The sequence below is a fragment of the Metabacillus sp. KJ11-3 genome, from assembly GCF_055808295.1.
In genome coordinates, this window is the sequence record NZ_JBVVRS010000004.1 from 336603 (window position 1) to 357686 (window position 21084).

Genomic DNA, 21084 nt, shown 5'->3' on the forward strand with positions numbered 1-21084 from the left:
CTAGACAGAAAAATTAAGGTCAAGTAGACTACAGATAATATACTCGAGGAGAATCTACGATGACTAAAAGAGAACGTCGAACATTTACTGCAGAATTTAAACAACAGATCGTACAGCTTTATAACAGTGGAAAACCAAGAAAAGAAATTATCCGTGAATATGATCTTACCCCTTCTTCTTTAGACAAATGGATAAGTCAAAGTCAAACCTCCGGTTCTTTTAAAGAAAAAGACAATTTAACTGCCGAACAAAAGGAACTAGCTGAACTTAGGAAACGGAATAAGCAACTAGAAATGGAAAACGACATTTTAAAGCAAGCCGCGCTGATACTAGGACGAAAGTAAATGTGATAAAGAATAATCAACACAAATACTCGATATCAGCAATGTGTAAAGTCCTTCAAATCCCTAGGAGCACCTATTATTATGAAGCAAAAGAGCGTCAGGCAGAGGATGACATCACATCCGATATTATAGAGATTTTCCATTCAAGCTATCAAAACTATGGAACTCGTAAAATAAAAAAGGAATTGATGAAGCTCGGCAAGATCGTTTCTAGACGTCGGATTGGGCGAATTATGAACGAGCAGGGTCTAGTATCTACTTATACTCTTGCGCAATTCAAACCACATTCCCGTGACACGAATGAATCGGAACAAAAAAATGAACTTGATCGTAAATTTATACAAGAAGAAGCATTATCAGTTGTAGTAAGTGATTTAACATATGTCAGAGTCAATAAAAAATGGCAGTACATATGTGTATTTGTTGATCTCTTTAACCGTGAAATTATCGGCTATAGTGTCGGTCGTAATAAAAATGCCCTGTTGGTATACCGTGCTTTAGCTTCAATAAAAACAGATTTACGTAATATTAAGCTTTTTCATACAGATCGAGGAAGTGAGTTCAAAAACAAACTGATTGATGATGCGTTAGCAACATTTAAAATCGAACGATCTTTAAGTATGAAAGGATGTCCTTATGATAATGCAGTAGCAGAAGCTACGTTTAAAATCATAAAGACTGAGTTCATCAAAGGGCGTCACTTTGATAGTCTTGAAGATTTAGAGAAGGAATTGCATACGTATATCCATTGGTTTAATAGCAAAAGAATTCATGGAACACTAGGCTATCTAAGCCCAGTAGAATTCAAACTTGAACACCTTAAAAAAGTTGTCTAGTTTACTGTTGACTATCCAAAGCTTTCCACATCATTACTCCTACAAATACCAAAATAGTAGAATTTATTATCCCCATGCAGATATCAATTTTATACACGAAATTATTTTTAAAAGATCTTTTGAATATTTCAATATATACTCTCATTTTATATACCTTACTAATTTACTCTTGAAAATGTAGTAGATGATTTTTGATATATTTGTTTAATTATTTTCTCTATTTCAATTTCTTCAACAGTAAAGTCATTAACTTCATTTTCTTTTGCAATCATTTCCATTAATGTATAGGTTGAAATATGATTTGCATCAAAGCTAAAAGTAAAACGTAATCCATTTTTTTCTTCGAGAAAATTAACTGCTTTAGCGTTTAATATGGGATTTGTTTTAAAATCTACCTTTAACTTTTTTATATTCCCATTCATTTCTTTAATTTCATTTATATTACCGTCATATACTAACTTACCTTTATCAATTATTATCATTCTTTCACATGTCCTCTCAATATCTAACATATCATGTGTAGTTAGGATCAATGTCACCTTCTTTTCTTTATTAATCTCTACCAGTAAACTCCTCATTTTTTCTTTTGATTCAAAATCCAGTCCAATTGTAGGTTCGTCTAAAAATAATACTTCCGGATCATGTAAGAGTGCAGCTAATAAATCTCCTCTCATACGTTGTCCTAAACTTAATTGACGAACAGGAGTATTAATAAAATTATTTACATCCAGTAAATCACAGAAAAAGGATAGATTTTTATTAAAAGTAATAGATGGGATTTTATACATATATTTCTGTAGCTCGAAAGAATCAATTAATGGGAGATCCCACCAAAGTTGGCTGCGCTGTCCAAATACAACACCAATTTTAGATGCGATTATTTTTCTATATTTGTTTGGATTATAACCAAGAATATTTACTTCACCTGTTGTTGGATAAAGAATTCCTGTCATCATTTTAATTGTAGTTGATTTTCCGGCCCCATTTGGACCAATAAAGCCAACCATTTCTCCTGCATTTATTGAGAAGGATATATCATTTACAGCGTTAATGACTTTACTTCTGTTTAAAAAAAGTTACTAATACCTTCTTTAAAATTGTTACCCCTTTGCTTTATATGATATTGCTTAGATACATTGGTAATAGTAATTAAATTCATTTCAAGACACCTTTCTAAGCATATTATTAAAATTCTTATACCAACTGTATAACAGGTGGATTTACACATGGATCGTTACTTAAAGTTTCCTTACCTACTACCATACTTAAGTTCTTATGAACTTTTTCTTCAATTAAAATTTCGTATGCAAGTTTAGTGTTGTTTTTTAAACTCAGAAGACTTGATGGGATATAAATATTTACATGATGTGTATTATTTTCAGAAATATCTTGAATGTTTGTTGATCCATTTCTTTTATTAGTTATGAAGATTTCTTCATTTTTTCTATATATAGAATATTCATGGGAATACATAGAGTTACTATTAATGTCTTTATCTATTATTAGGAAAGTGATAATGAAGTTTTTTTCGAGATTTAATAAATAATTAATTTCAAATGTGACCAGTAGTATTTCGTTGCAGTATGAGATAGAATATTCCAGATCGATACAGTCACGTTTGTTAGTTAAACGTCTATGGATTCTTTTATTTCCTCCTACAAATTCTGCTTTTTTATAATTTATATTATCAAAACTATAACAATGTTCTTTATATTTCCTTGTCATATAATGCCAGTGTTGTACTTTATTTTGGAATAACCTTTTTTCAAAAGGGAGTTCCCAAATTAATATTTGTTTATCTTGTCTCTGTATGCTTTGAGATTGACTAAAATTATTGATTTTAAAATTATCAACTAAATACTTTTCGATAAACCCAATTGCAATTAAATTTTTTATTACTGAAGCAACCTCATCACCAATATTTAAATAGTCTATATAGTAGTTAACCTTTATCCAATTCAAATTCGTAGTATTTTGAGTTAAGAACATACTTAAATCTATATAATCCTTTAGCTTAGGACCACCAGCTAATATTGATTCCGCATTTATATACGTATTTATAAAAAGATGGATTAAAGTAAACTCTAAATTAAATGTAGGAATTGGTATAGACTCTAATACTACTTCTTGTGTATTCTTATAAAAGTATTTTATTCCATTTTCATTTACTAGACGATGGAAATATCTTTTCAATTCAACAACTGAAAAAACACTTTTCTCATTATTAGTTTTTTTTACATATTCGTATAATTCATGACTTTTCCAAGACCCCTTATACATTTGAAAAGGTAAAATTTCATACTTCCTTTTATTGTTACTTACTAAATTATCTGCTCCTGCAATATGTAAATAATCTAGATTTGAAAGTATACTCCCCATTGCTTTCATATCTTTTTCCTCAACGAGAATATCAATATCACCAAAGTTTCTATAAAAATTATCATTATAGATAATCTGTGATTGTACTACTCCCTTGTAAAAAATAATATTAATACCCTTTTCTCTTGCTGACTTTGCTATAGTTTCAATTTCATTAATATTAGACTTAATAATTGTTTTGTTAATAGAAATTAATTTAGAAGTTTGGTGTTTTAGCTCTTGGCTAAGATACTTATTAATAAAAGGATAAATAAGTGGTAATATTTGATGTAATTCTAATAATTCTATAATATTTCCCCAGTTTAAGTTTTTATTGTAAGGTATTGAGCTCCCTTTTATTAAACTACTGCATAAATCTAATATAAACTTTTCTTCATTTGTGTAATCCTTATGCATAACGATATTCACCCTAATTATTTGTCATACTGCTGGAATTAAAATACAGAACCCTACTATCCTTATTTTGGCAGCTTTTACATTCTAAAGTAGTATCTAAGCTATATAACACTCTTTGTTCGTATTCATGAATACATAAGTGGCCAGACATAAATGCCTCCATTAATTGAATAGATTTATCAATATGTTTCCGATTGAAATTTTTATAAACTTCAGATAAAACCTCATTATAGTTCTCACGCTTATGTGCCAAATGGAAAGATTCTATTTCTGGAGAATATATAACTCCATAACCATTTTCAACAGCTCTATAACCTAATTCAAGATCCTCTAACCTTTCAAAAGTAGGGTCAAAACCATTAAGGCTTTCAATAATTGCTTTTGGTACAGATAGATTTCCAGTTAAGATGCAATACCATCTGAATTGCCAATTTTCCCCTCCGTTTATATAGGCCTTTGACATAACTCGTGGCATAGGTTCTATATGTCTTCTAACTAGTTTTTGAGCTAATAATTGATCCTTAATAATTTCTCTTGAAGAGGGTGTCATTCCAGAATACAATTCCCAACGCTCTCCACAGACAAATGAATTGTAATTATCTTTGTTTTTGATAAGGTGCTCCTGTATGCCATTTGGTAAAAGTAGGCGATCATCATCTAAAAACAATATCAACTCTTTATTTGCCAAAGTAACTGCTCTATTTCTTGACTCAGCTGCACCTAGTCTTTTATTATTTTTGATATAAATTAAATTCTCAAACTTTTCTCCCCATTTTTCAACAACCTGGTCTGTATTATCAGTCGATTCATCATCACAAATAATAATTTCAAAATCTTTATTTAATTGGAGGTCTAGACCTAATAATGTTAAATTCAAATATGCAGATTTATTTCTTGTTGTTATAATTACGCTTATTGACATAATATTTTCTCCAATCTTAATCTGTTAAGAAAAATCTACAAAAAGCATTCACCGTTGAAAAATTTTCCATTGTTAACTTTTCATCTGGAACCAAGATATCTGTTTCATTTTCCATCTCTACAATGATACTAATAAGCCCCATTGAATCTACTCCAATATCTAACAAATTATCAGTATCTTTAAGAACTTGACCATCTTTCAAATAACCTAAATCATATAGTTTTTTTTCTAAAATATTCTTCACTTCAGCTATAACCAAATAAATCTCTCCTTAAATAAACATTATTTACCACTTACTGAAGAGCATGTGTCGTTTTATCCAATAGCTTAACCCATGAGGGTAACTCTATTTCAGCAGTCTTTAGGTCCAGATAATATCTTACTTCTTCATTTTCATTGGACACCCTTAAAAAATTATTACCTGTAAATAACAAAATCATTTGTCTATTAAATTGGTTTCTTTTAAAAAGGCAATATAAATTATTAAATTCTTTATCTAGAGTTCTTTTATATGCAAAGTATAATAAAGTTTGAGCTATACCTTTTCCCATTAACCGACAAGATACAATTAATTGCTTAACAAAATATCCATCTAATTTATTTTCTAGTATTAATAGTCCAGATCGTCCATAATTACCATACTTATCTTCTACTTGAACTATGTATACTTCAAATTCTGGTTTATTAATCATAGCTTCTATTTCTTCAATTGAATATCTATAACCCGTAGAATTTAACTGATTTGTTCTATCTACAAGTTCTTTAATTCTAATTAATTCACTATGATTGGCTTTTAATAGTTGAACATGAATATTGCATGAGTGTAGAAACTCTTTTTCATTACCCGAAAACAAATTTTTCTTATCAAGCAGTCTTGTTTCCTCAGTTCTATATAACTCAAGTCTATTTTTAGCTTCTATGCTGTTAAATGACTTTGTTTTAAAGGCAATTTCATGTAATGCTCTAATGTTTTCACCTGAATTTATATTTATTAATGGAAAGGCTTCTTTTACCTGATCTCTTTCAAAGATATTATCATCAATAAATATTACATCACTTGGTTTAAAATGAAGCCCATTTAAAATCCTTTTTATTCCAATACTTTTATGTTCCCAACTAATTTGTGGGTATATGAAATATTTGATTAAATCTAAATCCTCTAATTTTTCCAAAACAGGACCTTCATCATTTCTACTTGAAATTGTTTGAATTATGCCTTTGCTTTCAAAAAGTCTTATCACATCAAATATACCTTCACGTATTTCAACATCTTTATCTTCACTTATTATTCCCTGCCAAATAGTATTATCTAGATCCCATATAACGCATTTAATCATTTATCTACACTCCAATCTATTTAACAAAGATTTAAGATCATTTTCCATTCCAGGAAAGGATATTCAGACAAGTAATAATACTAATATATGAAAAAAATTACATTTAAGCGTTTACAATGGAAATTATAACATGAAAAAACCTCATTGAATAGTGAATAAAATAGATCTATTACAATCAATTAGAAATCTTAATAATTAACTGAAATTTATCTCCTTCTTTAATAGCAAGAGTGCTTCTTTCTCAATAGAAGCCATATTTCTTAAACGCTTAGCAATAACATCATTTACTGTTACATCTTTTATTATCAAATATTTCAATCTAAGATTATGAATGATTTCCATTTCAGAACTTACTTTTTTATAAAGAGTGAATACTTTAATATCTTCTATATACCCATTTTCAATCATGTATTTAATTCTAAGTAACATAATATATTTATGATTTAAAAGTGTTTGAAACGCCTTCATATGTATTTTTTCCCCTTTAATAAGTAATCTTCTAATAATGCATATACCTGTAAACCATAAACTGCTTCATAATTTATATTTACACTAGGCACCATAATTCTAGGTACTTTTTTTGAATTCAAAAAATTTTCTATTGATTCAATAACTATTTTTTTATCTAGTTTGTAGAAATGATTATTTGGTGATTCAAAATAAGGATATTTTATTAATTCAACTGTACTATTTAAAGCATTATTTATTGGCTTAGAATATTTAAAAGCCAACTTAAACTCTTCATAATCAATGTCTTTATTAAACGAATATTGTGGTGGATCACTAAAAAAGCCAGCTATTTTAATAGTTTTAGTATTACTATTATATCCATGTACCAAAACGTTGTGTGTAAAGTGATATTTTTGATAGGCTTTTGTACCTGTAATATAAAATTCATCTACAACAGTGTTAATGTAGTATTCATTATTAATAGAGTCAATTATGAATTCTAAAATATCACTAAACCATCTCTTAACTTGCGAATGATGTAACCTAGAAAGAAAAATATATGGTACATCTTGAAATCTTGAGGAGGTACAAAAATGAATAAAGTCTCCATTTTCTATACTAGGAAATGCATGAATATTAATGTAATTTGAATAAATCCATGGTAATGATATCTCATCAGTCATTATTGAAAATGCGAACGCATGGTGAGAATGCACATTAATTACAGCTTTACCCATCGGTAAATTTTTCATACTAATCCTCCTTTTTATTTATTACCATAGAGATTTATGGATATTATCTAAAAAAATACAATTTTATACAATAGTACTTTTTTGAAAAGGTCTCATTTTTCACAGTTCTTGGCATTTTATTACGTTTTTTTTATTTTACAATTTTTGATTTCTTTTTATTATTTTGAAAAAAGTCATGAAACAACGTTGGGCTTTAGTGTAGTCCATTTTTTAACACGATCTAAATTATAGGCAATTAAACTTGGTACCAAATGTTTTCCATTTATTGCTTGAACATAATATAATTGGTATATATGGGATATTTAAAGTTAATCTGAAGGAAATTTATCTTTTTGAGGAGAGTTAAAGATGAAGAAAATACTTCCTGTTGAATTACCAATTGTTTCAGGATATAAACATCATGCTCTACCGCTTTCTATTATTTCCACCGAGAGAGAAGGAGTTAATTGGATTTTTAATAATTATCTACAATTGTACACTCACTATTCATATTTTCAAGATCCTCATTGGCTAGAATTTTACTTATTGCAAAATGTGGTTGATTTACCACATAATCCATTTTTAAATATACAAAAAGCAAAAAGAGAATTACTACAAGACAATTTAATTGATTTATTTATAAAATGTATTGATGCTAATATATATATATATTTATGGTATGATTCATTTTATTTTAAAAAAATAAAGATCGAAAACATGGAATTAATAACCTTCTTATTTATGGTTATGATAATAATACACAAATATTTGAAGTGCTTGATTATGATTATAATGGTACAAGGAAATTATCTAAAATAAAAGTAAGTTTTAAATTATTATTAGATTCTATTAATAATCTAGCCTTACCTCAAGATTGGGATGCACAAATATATTTTCTCAGTAAAAAAAGCAACATCGAAAGTATTTTTGATTTAAAATTATCGTATCAATTATTAGAAGATTATTTAAATTCCTACAACACATCTAATCGGTTAAGAATGAGCATCAATCCTAAATTTCCGAATGACGTAAGGTTTGGTATTAGTGTCCATAATTCTTTATTAGAGTACATTACATTATATTTAGATGGGAAATTATCGTTGACAATTCTACCCTTCCACACATACATGGAACATAAAAAGTGTCTTGTATGTATAGATAAATTTGTAAATCAAGGTAATAGTCTTCATTTAATAGAAGACCTAGCAAAAATCGAAATGAAATCTACTATTCTTCGTAATATAGTTTTGAAATATCAAATATCAAATAATGAGGAACTACTAGTTAGTGCTTTAAAAATCGTTGAGGAAATTAAATGTATGGAAGAGCAAATTATTCCGAATTTACTAGAAAATATATATACGGTTATTAATAGATAACATTATTAGATTGCATTAATCGAATCTTCAAACATTTAAGGATTGATTTTATGGCTCGCAACAAAAATAATAGTAATCAATTAGTAGTTCTTGGTGCTACACAAGCAATTGAACAAATGAAATATGAAATTGCATCTAAATTTGGTGTGAATCTTGGACCTGAAATTACATAAAGAGCTAATCGATCTGTTGGGTGGGGAAATTACTAAAGACTAGTAAAAATGGTGCAGCAATCCATGGGGCGTTTTTTAATCGTGTGAGGGGGTAATTCCCCTCTTTTCTACTTGTACAAGATGATATTCACGTTACACTAAAGAATCACTATAAGCTTCTAATCAAAAACTTCGTCTTTTGTATTAGACTTTGATTGCCCAATAATAGCCATAGTTTGAAACCCATCATCATTTGAAGAAGAAGATTCACCATAAATTTTTGCATTTGGATTACCTTTTGTTGTATAACCATCTTTTTTGTTCCCTTTGCTTTGACCAGAATTAATAATTTCTACTACTTCGCGTATTTCATTTGGCATTTGCTCTTCGCTAAAACTCTTGGTTTCTATTTCATTGGCATTTGCCGCTCCATTAAATGTGAAGCTTCCTGCAATGGCAATGAATCCAGCGAGCAAATAAGGGACTAACTTTGTTTTCATATACATCCTCCTTCAAATCTGTAATTTTTCCAACATTCAAAAAATATAATTTATTTCCAAATTTGTAAATAAATTATAACAATTATTATATTTCGTTATTATATTCCGATAAAAAAGTATAATAACAATCTTGATATATAGAACACACGTTCTTATAATAGATATATTAAATATACTAAAGCAGGTGTCGTAAAATGTTAAAAGATCGCTCATTAAAGAAGTGGAGCCCCTTCATAATGCCAGAACATAAAGGTTTGATTAATAAAGCATTTAAAGAAAGTGAAAAGGTAAAAAAGCCAATTTTGGATGATTACCAAATTCAAGAGATTAACACAAAATTGGTTTGCAGTATACAAGATGAAATAGAAGTTAAATTAACACTTTGGTTTGAAGGCTTTTTTGAAGAGATCCAACCGGTATTAATAACAAAAATTGATCCTTACACCAGGCGCTTTTACGTGTTATATAAAGATACCCAACAACATTTTTCCTTTGATGCATTAGTAGACGTCTCCTTGCTTTGATTTAATGTTTCAAAACGTCCTATTTTGCTCATAATACGCTAAAAGGAGTTGAGGTAATGTGGTTTATATCCCCTATGCTCTTAGAAAGCGAAATTGAGCCCTTTTCGTCATCTGAACATATATTCGAGTTAAAACTAGATGATCATAGAGCGGTTTTAAGTTCTAATCATGATAATTATGAAATATTCACTCGGCACGGGAATCCGGTATCAAATCGCTACCCAGAGTTGAGAGAATTTGTTCCAAAAAGAAATATTGTGCTTGATGGTGAAATGATAGTAACCGATAGTACGGCTACTGGTTTACCGAAACCTAATTTTGAAAAGTTAATGGAAAGATTTCAAACAACCAAAGAAGAAAAAATCCGCTTCTTAATGAAAGAGAAACCGGTTACGTTTGTTGCTTTTGATATTCTATATCTTGATGGGAAAAGCCTTATGAACCTTCCCCTTTCCGAACGCAAACAGATTTTAGACAAGGAATTAGATAATTCAGAACATCTCGTTAAGATGCAGTATATAGAAGAATATGGAGAGGCTTTATTTGATGCTGTTAAAGAACATGGGCTAGAAGGAATATGCATAAAAAAAAACAGTAAGTACATTCCAAATTCAAGGAGTTCTAATTGGCTAAAAGTACTTAACTATTCTTATTTAGATGTTTGGATTACCGGATATCGAGTCGATAAGTTTGGATTGATTGCTTCTATTAAAGGAGAAAGTAGTCTTAAGACTGTTGGGATAATAGAACATGGGAGTATAAACTTAAAAAGAGACTTTTATAATATTGCCCGCTCTTACAGTCAAAAAGAAAAGGATAACTTTGTCTACATTCAACCGTATGTTAAAGCAAGAGTAAAGTTTCTTAATTGGACTAGTAAGGGATTCATGAGAATACCAGTACTCATTGAAATAGTAAAATAGACAGAAGGAGCGGTCCCAAATTCTTTCTGTCTATTTTATTTTTTCATCACTTTAATAACATTAAGTTTATTTAAAAGATCTTCATAATCATGTATTGCGTCTTCTAAAACATCCCAATAGTAATCTTCACTAAGCGTAGGTAAAAAGCTATATTTGTTTATAAAGTCATTAATTAATTGTCTATCATCATTGTTTTTGCTATTTATATAGTATGGGGTTATTGAACTTGTAATTGCAGCGAATCCACTTTTATTCATTATTGCATCAGCTTCAAAAATACCCCCTAACTGACCGGTCGCTTCTTCCTTGCTTTGTAATTCAAGCATAGTTTTTAATAACTTTTCTATTTTTATTACTAATTCCCAGTGATTTCTCATGGTGCCTCCATAAAAACGATTACTTTTTGTTTCCTATAAAATATTTCTCTGCTCGATCAGAAACACGATTCTTGAGTACAGGCTTAAAAAATCGAAAAACAGTATTGTATCCTCTAACGTAGTATTCATATTGCATAAAATCTTCATTTACATTAACAGGATCTAAGACCTTAATTTGCTTTTCCTTCATCTTTCTTTTGACAAGAACTAAATCTTTTAATACTACTTTTATAATTGAATCCATAAAAGTTACATAGGGATCATTAAGCTTTACAGGAATCTTATTAAATAATTCCATGTCTGACTCCATGTGTTCCAATAACAATGTTAAATAAATAAATTCAGCAGCCAAATCTTTATCTTCCTTAGTAATAGGACCACACATATATAGACTCCTAATAATAATTTCGAATGACAATGTAAACATTTACATCATATATTACATAATTTTTATGTCCAATGCCAACAAATTTTCTTTAATTAACTTTTATATATTGTCTACAAAACGATTCGTTTTAGTGTAATTAATGGTATAATAAATAAAAAGGGCGGTGATACTGTGAATACTTTACTACATGGAGCAGATATAGCACTTCAATACTTTAGAGGAAAACAAACAGGATTATGGGGTTTATTTGGTATTATCATAACAATTCTCATGGTTAGATTTTGGGATTACATAGTACCAGTATTCGAATTTATGGGAGTAGTGAGTTTTCTTGATAGTATGGGCCTTATTGTTGAGGATTCACCAGCTCTAACTGGATATAAGATATTACTTGCTTTTTTATTCGGATATTTTCTTTTAATAGTTGGAGGGTTAATTTTACTAGCGGTTTACACTATTATTATTTCTTTAACTCAAAGTGAGTTAGGTAATAAATTATTAAAAGCTAGTATGTACTTAATTTTCTTTCCTTTTGTGTTCATGTATCATCTTTATCGTGGAATTGAGAAATGGAAAAATAAAAATGAAAAGAAGCGTGATCCTGAAGGAGTTGCAGAAAAACTACGTTTGGAGAAAAATAAAGATATTATTGATCACTTAAAAAATGCAGATGTAGAAAACTATAATAGATCATTAATATTTAATAGGGAAACAGAATTAGATGCATTAATGAAGACAAATTGGGATAAATATGAAGAACTTAATAAAACACCTTTAGTATTCAAAGAAAGTAATAATGTCTCAATTAATGTAGCTATTAATAGATTAAATCAAATCCCTACTATCGGTGATGAGCCATGTTTAATTGCAACAACTTACAATAGAGACTTTTATTTATTGTTACCAAGACCACAAATGAATTCAGAACCCCTTATTGGAGAAAAAATAATATTTACATTCAAAAGAGAAGCAAAATACTTAAAACAAAAAGGTTATTTTAATGACTGTTCTCTTTCCTATGAATTTGAACGTAACATTGGATTTAATAGTTCTCGAGTCGAAGATGACTTTAAGGAATTAAGTGAAATTGAACTTGATAATATAGAAGAGATTTTCGATATTAAAGGTATTAAAAACTTAAAACATATTCCAACAGATTATAGAAAATCCCGATCTTACAGTACATTTGTTGAAAATGAACAAGAAAGGTATTTTGCAAAGAAAGAAAACTTAAAAGACATGATTAGTAATGCTAAAACTAAGGAAGATTTTAACCGTTTTGTTAATGAAATAACCCAATACAATGCTTGGAATGAGGATGTTGTATACCATATATGGGCTTCAAACAAAAATAATCTTATCTAATAGAGGAATGAATAATGTTATATGAGTACTGGTGATAAAGAAAAAGTAGATACTAACAAAGGTAGAAAAACGATATATACTATTGGAATCCTTATTGATATAGGAAAAGAGCATATTGAGCATGTAACGAGTAAACGTAAATGGAACGCCTATGCAAAGGAACATAACCTCCCAAGTGCTCAAACAATTGAAAACTACTTTGAGACGTGGAATTCTTTTAAACAAGAGCTAAATATTGATACTTCAATCGTTATTTCAAAACCTACTATTTCCAAAAAAGAAATTGAGCAAGTTTTAAAAGAACACGGTCATAATATTGAAACACGATCTCAATGGGATGAATATGCAAAAGAAAACAACCTGCCTTCATATAAAACATTAAAAAAACATTTTACTTGGGAAGAAGTCCTATCATTCGCTAATAAACAAGCTAGATTAACAAATGATTACTTATTAGAAATCGCTTTCAAACATAAAGATGTTTTCTTTCCTTCTAGCCAAAGAAAATGGAATGAATACGCTCAAAAATTAAAGCTCCCTTCGTATAACGCATATGTTAGAGCCTTCGGAAGTTGGAAGAAATCAAAGGTTGAACTTATATTGTGGATTGAAAAAAAGGCAAAATAATAATATTATTTTGTGCCTTTTTCTATTTCTTTAATTATGTCCCATACACTAGTTTCAATAGAGTAAATACCATCTTCTTCGTCATGGTGTGTTGGTGTTCGGGAGAATGATAAGTTTAGAGTGACTATTTTATCATCAGTATAATAAACCTTCACTTTAGCAGTCTCACCGTCTTTAAAACTAACTTTATTATCTGTGTAACTTATTTTAGATAACTTACCATTACGTGAAATTCTGTTTATCATATTCGTTGCTACTTCTATCTTATCTGGATTTTCCACCGAAAATAAATCTTCAGATATATTGGTAGGTTGAAAAGACTGTACAAAGTGGTTCGGATCTTCTAACAAAATTGTTGCGAACAAATACTCTACAACCCCTTTTTTCACCCTATACTTGTTAAATACGTCCTCATCTTTTCCTTCTAAATATCCTACTTCTAATTCTTTGTTACCAAGCCAAGTATATACTTGTTCTTGATTTTTAACGCTTTCAATATCTGCTTCGACTTTTTTTGCAGATGATTCAATAGATATGATTTCCTCTTCCCCTTTAGGGATAAAATAAACTGCTCCAATAATTAATATTCCTAGAATTAAGATCATTAGTATTATGTGTTTTTTTATAGTATTTCATTCCCTTCCTAATAAAAGGTAAAGATCAATTACGACCTTTACCTATTAAAATGGTATATAGAGAACAGGGTCAACAGAGTTACTTTTCGTTTTATTCCATTCACCTTTATGTAGTTCAAAATGTAAATGAGGACCTGTACTACGTCCTGTATTGCCCATGTTCCCCAAGAATTGTCCTTTTGTGACTTTTTGGCCATTATTTACCGCTCTTCCTGTCATATGAGCATATAATGACTGGTATTTCACACCATTTATCTGATGTTCAATAATTACACAATTCCCATACGAAGATGACAAGTAAGATTTAACAACAACTCCATCTGCAACAGCTACAATTGGAATATTCGCCGATCCTACTTTGGCTATATCAACTCCTGCATGAAGTTTACCCCATCTTTCACCATAACCAGAGTTTACTTTTCCTGTTGCAGGTCTCATGAAGTCACCTTTTGTAATAGCCGGCATGGCTCCATCCGCTGGAGTATAAGTCGCTCCATTTTTATATCCTTGTGCTGCTTTCATTACCTTATCGACATACCAAGTTGCATGGTTATAGTTAAATATTGCTGCTCGTGGATCATTTTTATAATTACTTTTTGATAAATAATGTGCAGCAGTGTGAATTGCGTCACATACATCCCAGGGATCAGCTTTTCCATCGCCACATCCGTCAACCCCATATCCTCCACCTGATTTAATTACTGAAAGTGAAGTGATATCCAATGTTGAGCTGACTAATCCACCGCCTATGTTATACTTCCAGCCTACCCATGTTGCAGGCATAAATTGCATGTGTCCGATGGCGCCAACTGAAGAATACATTGTCGGATGTGTGCTGAAGCCGGTTTCGACGAAATGCACCGCCGCAAGGCTGTACCAGTCAACTCCATATTTTTTCTCAGCAGACAAATAATATCCCATGAATTGTGCAGGTACTCCAGCTCCAGGAGTAATAGTCCCATTAAAACCACCATATCCCCCAGTAAAACCTGAAGATCCATTTATACCTAACCAATCAGTATATTTAATTTCTCCACCAGTAAATAAGTAATTTATTTCTATTAACTTTTTGTCTTCCGTACCAAAGTTTTGTGAATTTAATATTTGATCAAAGTAAGAATAATCTTCAGTTGTATTTTCAGTTGAATTAAATTTTTGTTGTCTCGTCCTTGTTGTAGTTTTTATTTCTACCACTTTAGACTTTTCTACTTCTCTTGTTTTTTCAACCTTTTTTTCTTTTGACCTTTCTACTGGAACTTTGTCTTTTACTATTACCTTTTTTGTTTCATATCTAGTAACCTGTTTTGCTCTGTATTTAGTTACAGGAACTTCTACCCTAATATAAACACCTGGCCGTTTCTCTATATACTTATATTCAATCACTACATACGGTTCATAAATGGTTTCCGTATAAGGCACTTGAACAAGTACAGTTCTTGAGACTTCTTCATATTCAACATATTTTTCTACAACAGTTTCAGTATATTTTTCTGTCTCAGTCCATCGATCTGTTCTATAAGTGATTTTGGTATCATATTTCCACTCTGTTAGATATGCTTCGTGGGTAAAAGATGTATATCCATTCCAAAAGTCTACATTGTCTAATTTAGAAACCCATTTATCGGTTTGTTTTATTGAACTCCAAGGTTTGCAAACACCATCTTCACAAACTTGAGTTTGTTTTTGGGTAAACTCATTATACTTTCCATAGTCAAATGTGGGGGCGAGAGATTTAGCCATGTCTTTAGCTAAATCTTTCGCATCCTCATCTCTTAAAGCATCAATTTGAATAACTGATGCAATTAAAGCATGAGGAACTCTATATTTTTTTTGAAAAGGATCGTTTAAATCCACAGTACTGTCTGCTTGCTTTACAATATATTCATGTAATTCTTTATCTTCTCCTGTTAAACCATCTCCCGAACTAAAAAAGAAAGACATTGCCAAAGAAATAATTATTACTCCTATTATTATCAAAGCTGCAATTAAAATTGTAGGTAATCCTAATCCAGCTAAAAAGCTCATTAGTACTTTTATTAGTGAAGCTCCTAATTGCTTGGCTGCTTTTACTGCAAGCTTGGCTGCTTTTCGAGCGAATTTCTTAGCAATTTTTTTCCTTTTCTATTTGCTTGTTGTTTGACAAGTTTTTGAAGAGGGGACTCTTGCTGTTCTTCTTCTTGATTATTATTTTGATAATTAGGAAGGCCCATCTTATGATGTGCCTCCTACTTTTTTATAACGAATTTTTTCAAATTCTTTGCGTTGTTGAAGACGTTTATTTTGCTTAATAGGGATTAAATCTGTCGGTTCTAGAGATGTAGTGAAATCATCATCAACGCTAGAATCTTTAACAATTCTTCTATTTCTAATAGAACAAGTAATTTCCCGTTCTTGTTCTTGATCTAATCGTGCGTCCCCCAAACCATATGGTGAAATTCGATGAGCTTCCCCACTTTCATCAACAGATACCATATAGCTACGATCCCTTTGGATAACCATTTTTATTTTTTTATTTTGAGTATCTTTTATAACTTCTTCAGTATGATACTGGCCACTATCTACTTTTTGATTAAAAGCCTGTATTTCTTGTACAACTCTTGGTGTTTTAGGAGTGTTGTTGTTAACTAATAGCTTTGTAGGGTTTATATTTAATGGTCTATTAGTCTGTACTTTTGCACCGCCACTATCATACTTATATGGGTTTGAATCTTGAAGTAAAGATCCATCTTGAATTGTTAAATCTTGATAAACAACCTCACCCTTTTTCATAGAACTATCTCCTGACCCTAAGCGAGAAACAACTTTAGTTTGACCAGTACGATCCTTAACTTGGATGTAGGATTTATTATTATCGGTTACTAATTGAACTGCGCCTTTTGCAATGACCATATTACCTTGACCATCATCCACTTTCTGAGCTAGATGTGCTATATCAGATACTTCTGATATCTTGTTTTGAACTGAATTATTGTATGGATTAAGCTTCATCCCAACCCTTGCACCTTTTTTATAACCATTTACGCCACCAACAATGCCTGCGGTATATGCTATTGCGTTTTTAAATGATGCTTGTCTTTCGATGGGATTTTCGGGAACATGTTCTGCTTGAATAGAAGTCGCTATCTCTTGAAAACCTCTCGTAGCACTATCTTTTACAATGTTTACACCCTTAGTTAGTAAAGATCCATTTGAATTAAGACCTTGTTTCATACCTAAAACAGTGCCTGAAGCTCCAGCAATTGCTACTTTCCCTATTTTTGTGTCAGAAACAAAATGTCCAATATCCTTTATCCCTGTACCTGAAACAAAACTTGTTAGAGCAAAATTCCCTATGGCTGCTGCACCTTGTACTGTTTTGTTTGAATGAATTGTCTTATCTAGCGGTATATGTTTGGGTATAGCATTTGCAAATTTTGATAAGTTTTTCTGATATTGGTCAGGCTGTTGCTGTTCCCACATTTGATGTGCAAGCTCAGAACTTACATTATTTGATACTTGTTGTTTAATAAATTCTGATTTTTGGTTATCTGTCTGTAAATGAGCAAGCTGAGTAGCTAAATAATCTGTATTGACACTATCTCTGCTATAAAGTTTTCCAGGTTGAATATTCCTAATAGCACCTTGTGCTTGTTGAAGGTACGCTCTTTGACCACCATGTTGTCTATTAAACTCAACTTCTATCTGTTGAGTATCCATATTATTTGATTTGTGCTTTGCAATATATTGAGATTTTTCATTGTTATATATATCAGTAGCAACATTATCTGCAAAAGTATCTTTATTAATTGAAGACTGACTAAGTGCTTTTCCATTAGTCATACTATGAGCAACATTTGAAGCTACATTAACAAATTCTTTTCGCTTCTCATCTACTGCATTATTCCAGGCAACTTCTACTTCTCTACGCGTAGCGTTTGGATTATTAACTTTAAAGTCAGTAGTAAATTGTTGTTGATTCGCACCTGCCCAATCAGTTGTGAAATTGTCTGCAACTTGGGATGTTAATTGTTGTGCATTTGCCTTATTAGATGGATTCACAGCTTTATTAGCCATGTTAGAGAAATCTTGTCGTCTATGACGGTTTTGATGATCAAAATCTATTTTTGCCATATGTTCTGAAAAATCAGTAGAATCTAATATGTCCTCATTTTTATTATTACCCTGTACAGAAATTGCCTTACTGTGTAATTGTGTCCCTAATTTTTGGGCAAACTCATTTGAATTAATATCCGTTAATAAGAGATCTTTACCATTGGTCATACTACCTGCGACATTCTTAGCAATTTCAAAAAATTCATTTCGTTTATTTTCTGTTGCTTCTTTAAAGGCAAGTTTTACGTCGCCTTGAGTGGCTTCTGGATTCTGTTTTTTAAAGTCTTTTGAAAACTGACTATAGTTACTCAAAGAATCAGACCATTCTTGTGTTAGATTATCGGCTGTCTTCGAAGCTAACTCTTGGGCATTATTTGCTTTAATTGGTTTCACTGCTTTTTGAGCCATGAGTTCATATTCTTGTTGTCTTAGAGTTCCTTTATTATCAGCAACATATTGAGCTCTTTCATCACTATAGAGCTGTTCACCTAATTCTTCAGCAAATGCTTCTTCATTAATACTTGCAGATTTGAGATCTACATCGTTCACCAAAGACTGAGCAACCTTGTCTGTTAATTTTTCAAATGAATTTCTCTTTTTGTTGAGCCTATCATTCCAAGCTGCTTCAACAGTCTGGTTGTCTGCATTTGGATGTTGCTTCAAATATGCATCTGTGAACTTTTCTTTATTATCTTTTTCCCATTGAGAAGAAAGATTCTCTGCAGTTCTGGTAGACAACTCTTGAGCATTAACTGAACTAGTAGTATCACTTGCACCTTTGGCTATATCTGAATATTTCCCTCTCATATCTCCATGGTACTTATCAAATTGTGCTGCAACTTGCTCGTCTGTCATATCACCATTTTTTGCTTTATATTCTTTAACAAATGATTCTTTGTCAGCCAACAGTGCTTTGTCAGCAACTTTTTTAGCAAAATCATCTTTATTTATATAGGCTAAACTTGGATCAAGACCATTACTCATTTCTTTTGCAGTTTCATTTGCAAGTTCTGCATATTCTCTCTTTTTATCCGAAACTGTGTTTTCCCAATCTTTTGCTTTTGCAGAGTTACGATTGACTATCTCTTCATCAGTCATATCAGATTTAATAGGATATTTTGAATCGTAATCTCTATTAAATTGTTCTTTATTTTCTTTAGCCCAGTTATTTGCTAAACCTTCAGCAGCTGCATTTGGTAAAGAGTCAGCTTTAGCAAACGAACCATCATTTTTACGAATATTCGCAACCTTATCTCTTGCTTCATCAAGGAATCTTTGTTTCTGTGAACCAACTTCCTTATTCCACATATTATTTAAAGAATCTTCATGAGCATCAGGAAACTTCTGTTTCATATCTTTCATGAACTTATCTTTATTGGTATTTTCCCATTCACTTGTTTTATCTGAAGCTAAAGTTTCAGCGAGTTTTTCATCAGCTAGTGATTCTGCATTAAGAGTATCTTTAAAATCTTTACCGCCTTCTTTAAATCCATTCAAACTTTTTTGTAAGGCTTTTGCTCCAAGTGTTGCACCAACTGCACCTGCACGTCCAGTTACACCTCCAACAACTCCACCGGCAATAAAACCAGCGCTAGAGAGAGCCATACTTCCTCCGGGACCCATTACAGAACCAGCCACCGCACCAGCCATACCGAAAGTGGCTTTACCCATCTTGCTAGTTATTTCACCAGCCTTTAGCATTTTTTCACCTAAGTTAGTAGAACCTGTATCTGTTCCTAAATTGGATCCAATTGATTTATCAGGAGTTTCGCCATCATCTGAACCACTTCCACCTTTAGCATCTTTAACACCTTTATAGGCATTTTGAAGAGCTCCTGCCACGGATTTATCACTCATTGCCCCTTTAACAGCACCGTACATGCCTGCAATTGCTGACATACCAAACATGGCACCAGTTCTTGATAAGGCATTTTGAGTTTGTCCACCTAATCCTAGTAATCCTCTGATAGATTCTGCAACCGGAATAAAAATGATGTATAGAATAACACCTTCTAAACCTGTATGGGTAACAGTCATTAAAGCTACAATCCAATATAAAGCTGCATGGATAGATTGCACCATAACTGTACCTATTAGTTCTTTTAGCCAACCTATAGTTATTCCTTTTGTTTTAGGAATTAAATATAATGCAATCATTAGTGGTCCCATTATAAGAAACATCATAATAGTTAATTTCCGCATCATATAATAAAAGTTAGCCCAAATTGATAACCCTAATAAACATAGGTTGATTATAATTTGCCCTAAAACATCTGTTTGTGCTTCGACACTTTCTTTAACTTCAATTAACGCTTGTTCATGCGAGACGCTAAATAATTCTACAAAAATATAATTGACTCCAAAAATAGCCGTATATATAGTTGATAAGTTAAAGAAAACAATTCCTACAATAACTAGATCTTTTACAAATTCGATAATATATGCTCGATTGCCTGGGTTTAATCCGACAGAAGTTATCTTCATTCCTGCCAATACTATCCCGATTAATATACACGTAACAGAAAGTGCGACAAAGGCATTCATCCCTGGTTGGTATATTTTTTGCATTTCATCAAGAGTAAAAATTCCAAATGCCAAGAATTCTTCGTCATCTTTCCCATATATTAAAGTTTTAAAAGTCTTTAATTCTAAGAAAGGCTTGACGACCCAATAGTACAAATCAGGAAAGAGATTCATAAATAATTCAGCTATTTTGTCGTTAATCAA

21 protein-coding genes and 1 pseudogene are annotated in these 21084 nt (G+C 31.1%); 8 read left to right on the forward strand and 14 right to left on the reverse strand.

Annotated features, from left to right (window positions below):
• Positions 1–59 precede the first annotated feature (59 nt).
• A protein-coding gene (locus AC0L8O_RS28605) for an IS3 family transposase (RefSeq protein WP_473445900.1) occupies positions 60–1180 on the forward strand; the annotation gives its coding sequence in 2 pieces (ribosomal slippage) (positions 60–309 and positions 309–1180; 1122 coding nt in all).
• A 158-nt stretch (positions 1181–1338) separates the two neighbouring features.
• Here AC0L8O_RS28605 and AC0L8O_RS28610 read toward each other — a convergent pair.
• The 7 genes from AC0L8O_RS28610 to AC0L8O_RS28640 form a co-directional block, all read right to left on the reverse strand.
• A complete protein-coding gene (locus AC0L8O_RS28610) occupies positions 1339–2187 on the reverse strand; it encodes an ABC transporter ATP-binding protein (RefSeq protein ID WP_473450001.1) in 849 nt (282 codons plus the stop codon).
• Positions 2188–2374: 187 nt separating this feature from the next.
• Positions 2375–3955, reverse strand: coding sequence for a nucleotidyltransferase family protein (locus AC0L8O_RS28615; RefSeq protein ID WP_251686280.1), 1581 nt, complete (start codon positions 3953–3955; stop codon positions 2375–2377).
• A 13-nt stretch (positions 3956–3968) separates the two neighbouring features.
• Complete coding sequence (locus AC0L8O_RS28620; RefSeq protein WP_251686281.1) at positions 3969–4877, reverse strand: glycosyltransferase family 2 protein; 909 nt, start codon at positions 4875–4877, stop codon at positions 3969–3971.
• A 16-nt stretch (positions 4878–4893) separates the two neighbouring features.
• A complete protein-coding gene (locus tag AC0L8O_RS28625) occupies positions 4894–5136 on the reverse strand; it encodes an acyl carrier protein (protein WP_251686282.1) in 243 nt (80 codons plus the stop codon).
• A 34-nt stretch (positions 5137–5170) separates the two neighbouring features.
• Positions 5171–6214: an HAD-IIIC family phosphatase gene (locus AC0L8O_RS28630; RefSeq protein WP_251686283.1), complete on the reverse strand. Its 1044-nt coding sequence runs from the start codon at positions 6212–6214 to the stop codon at positions 5171–5173.
• 195 nt (positions 6215–6409) lie between these two features.
• Complete coding sequence (locus tag AC0L8O_RS28635; RefSeq protein ID WP_473450003.1) at positions 6410–6682, reverse strand: hypothetical protein; 273 nt, start codon at positions 6680–6682, stop codon at positions 6410–6412.
• Complete coding sequence (locus AC0L8O_RS28640) at positions 6679–7416, reverse strand: hypothetical protein (protein ID WP_473450005.1); 738 nt, start codon at positions 7414–7416, stop codon at positions 6679–6681. Before AC0L8O_RS28640 ends, AC0L8O_RS28635 begins: the two co-directional genes overlap by 4 nt.
• A 348-nt stretch (positions 7417–7764) precedes the next feature.
• Here AC0L8O_RS28640 and AC0L8O_RS28645 point away from each other — a divergent pair, with 348 nt between their 5' ends.
• From AC0L8O_RS28645 to AC0L8O_RS28655, 3 genes and pseudogenes are all read left to right on the forward strand, one after another.
• Entirely contained in the window at positions 7765–8214 is a 450-nt protein-coding gene (locus AC0L8O_RS28645) for a hypothetical protein (protein WP_473450007.1), read from the forward strand.
• Positions 8169–8774, forward strand: a complete 606-nt coding sequence (locus AC0L8O_RS28650; RefSeq protein WP_473450009.1) for a hypothetical protein — start codon at positions 8169–8171, stop codon at positions 8772–8774. Before AC0L8O_RS28645 ends, AC0L8O_RS28650 begins: the two co-directional genes overlap by 46 nt.
• 50 nt (positions 8775–8824) lie before the next feature.
• Positions 8825–9034 (forward strand): annotated as a pseudogene (locus AC0L8O_RS28655) (small, acid-soluble spore protein, alpha/beta type).
• A gap of 71 nt (positions 9035–9105) precedes the next feature.
• Here the strand turns inward: AC0L8O_RS28655 and AC0L8O_RS28660 are convergent.
• Positions 9106–9426: a hypothetical protein gene (locus AC0L8O_RS28660; RefSeq protein WP_251686076.1), complete on the reverse strand. Its 321-nt coding sequence runs from the start codon at positions 9424–9426 to the stop codon at positions 9106–9108.
• A gap of 236 nt (positions 9427–9662) precedes the next feature.
• On the opposite strand from AC0L8O_RS28660, the gene AC0L8O_RS28665 reads away from it, so the two are divergent.
• A complete protein-coding gene (locus AC0L8O_RS28665; RefSeq protein WP_251686075.1) occupies positions 9663–9950 on the forward strand; it encodes a YolD-like family protein in 288 nt (95 codons plus the stop codon).
• A 56-nt stretch (positions 9951–10006) separates the two neighbouring features.
• Positions 10007–10873, forward strand: a complete 867-nt coding sequence (locus AC0L8O_RS28670) for an ATP-dependent DNA ligase (protein WP_473450011.1) — start codon at positions 10007–10009, stop codon at positions 10871–10873.
• A 35-nt stretch (positions 10874–10908) separates the two neighbouring features.
• Here AC0L8O_RS28670 and AC0L8O_RS28675 read toward each other — a convergent pair whose 3' ends face one another.
• Positions 10909–11250, reverse strand: a complete 342-nt coding sequence (locus tag AC0L8O_RS28675; RefSeq protein ID WP_251686073.1) for a hypothetical protein — start codon at positions 11248–11250, stop codon at positions 10909–10911.
• 19 nt (positions 11251–11269) lie between these two features.
• Entirely contained in the window at positions 11270–11635 is a 366-nt protein-coding gene (locus AC0L8O_RS28680) for a YhjD family protein (RefSeq protein ID WP_216776854.1), read from the reverse strand.
• Between the two features lie 174 nt (positions 11636–11809).
• Between AC0L8O_RS28680 and AC0L8O_RS28685 the strand changes: the two genes are divergently transcribed.
• A complete protein-coding gene (locus AC0L8O_RS28685) occupies positions 11810–13003 on the forward strand; it encodes a hypothetical protein (protein ID WP_251686072.1) in 1194 nt (397 codons plus the stop codon).
• A gap of 21 nt (positions 13004–13024) precedes the next feature.
• Complete coding sequence (locus tag AC0L8O_RS28690; protein WP_251686071.1) at positions 13025–13630, forward strand: hypothetical protein; 606 nt, start codon at positions 13025–13027, stop codon at positions 13628–13630.
• Positions 13631–13635: 5 nt separating this feature from the next.
• Here AC0L8O_RS28690 and AC0L8O_RS28695 read toward each other — a convergent pair whose 3' ends face one another.
• The 4 genes from AC0L8O_RS28695 to AC0L8O_RS28710 all read right to left on the reverse strand — a co-directional run bounded on the left by AC0L8O_RS28695 (position 13636) and on the right by AC0L8O_RS28710 (position 21084).
• Complete coding sequence (locus AC0L8O_RS28695) at positions 13636–14235, reverse strand: hypothetical protein (protein ID WP_251686070.1); 600 nt, start codon at positions 14233–14235, stop codon at positions 13636–13638.
• A 75-nt stretch (positions 14236–14310) separates the two neighbouring features.
• Positions 14311–16290 (reverse strand): peptidoglycan DD-metalloendopeptidase family protein, encoded by a 1980-nt coding sequence (locus AC0L8O_RS28700; protein ID WP_473450013.1) that lies wholly within the window; start codon positions 16288–16290, stop codon positions 14311–14313.
• Positions 16291–16331: 41 nt separating this feature from the next.
• Positions 16332–16475: a hypothetical protein gene (locus tag AC0L8O_RS28705; protein WP_473450015.1), complete on the reverse strand. Its 144-nt coding sequence runs from the start codon at positions 16473–16475 to the stop codon at positions 16332–16334.
• 1 nt (position 16476) lies between these two features.
• Entirely contained in the window at positions 16477–21084 is a 4608-nt protein-coding gene (locus tag AC0L8O_RS28710; RefSeq protein WP_251686068.1) for a hypothetical protein, read from the reverse strand.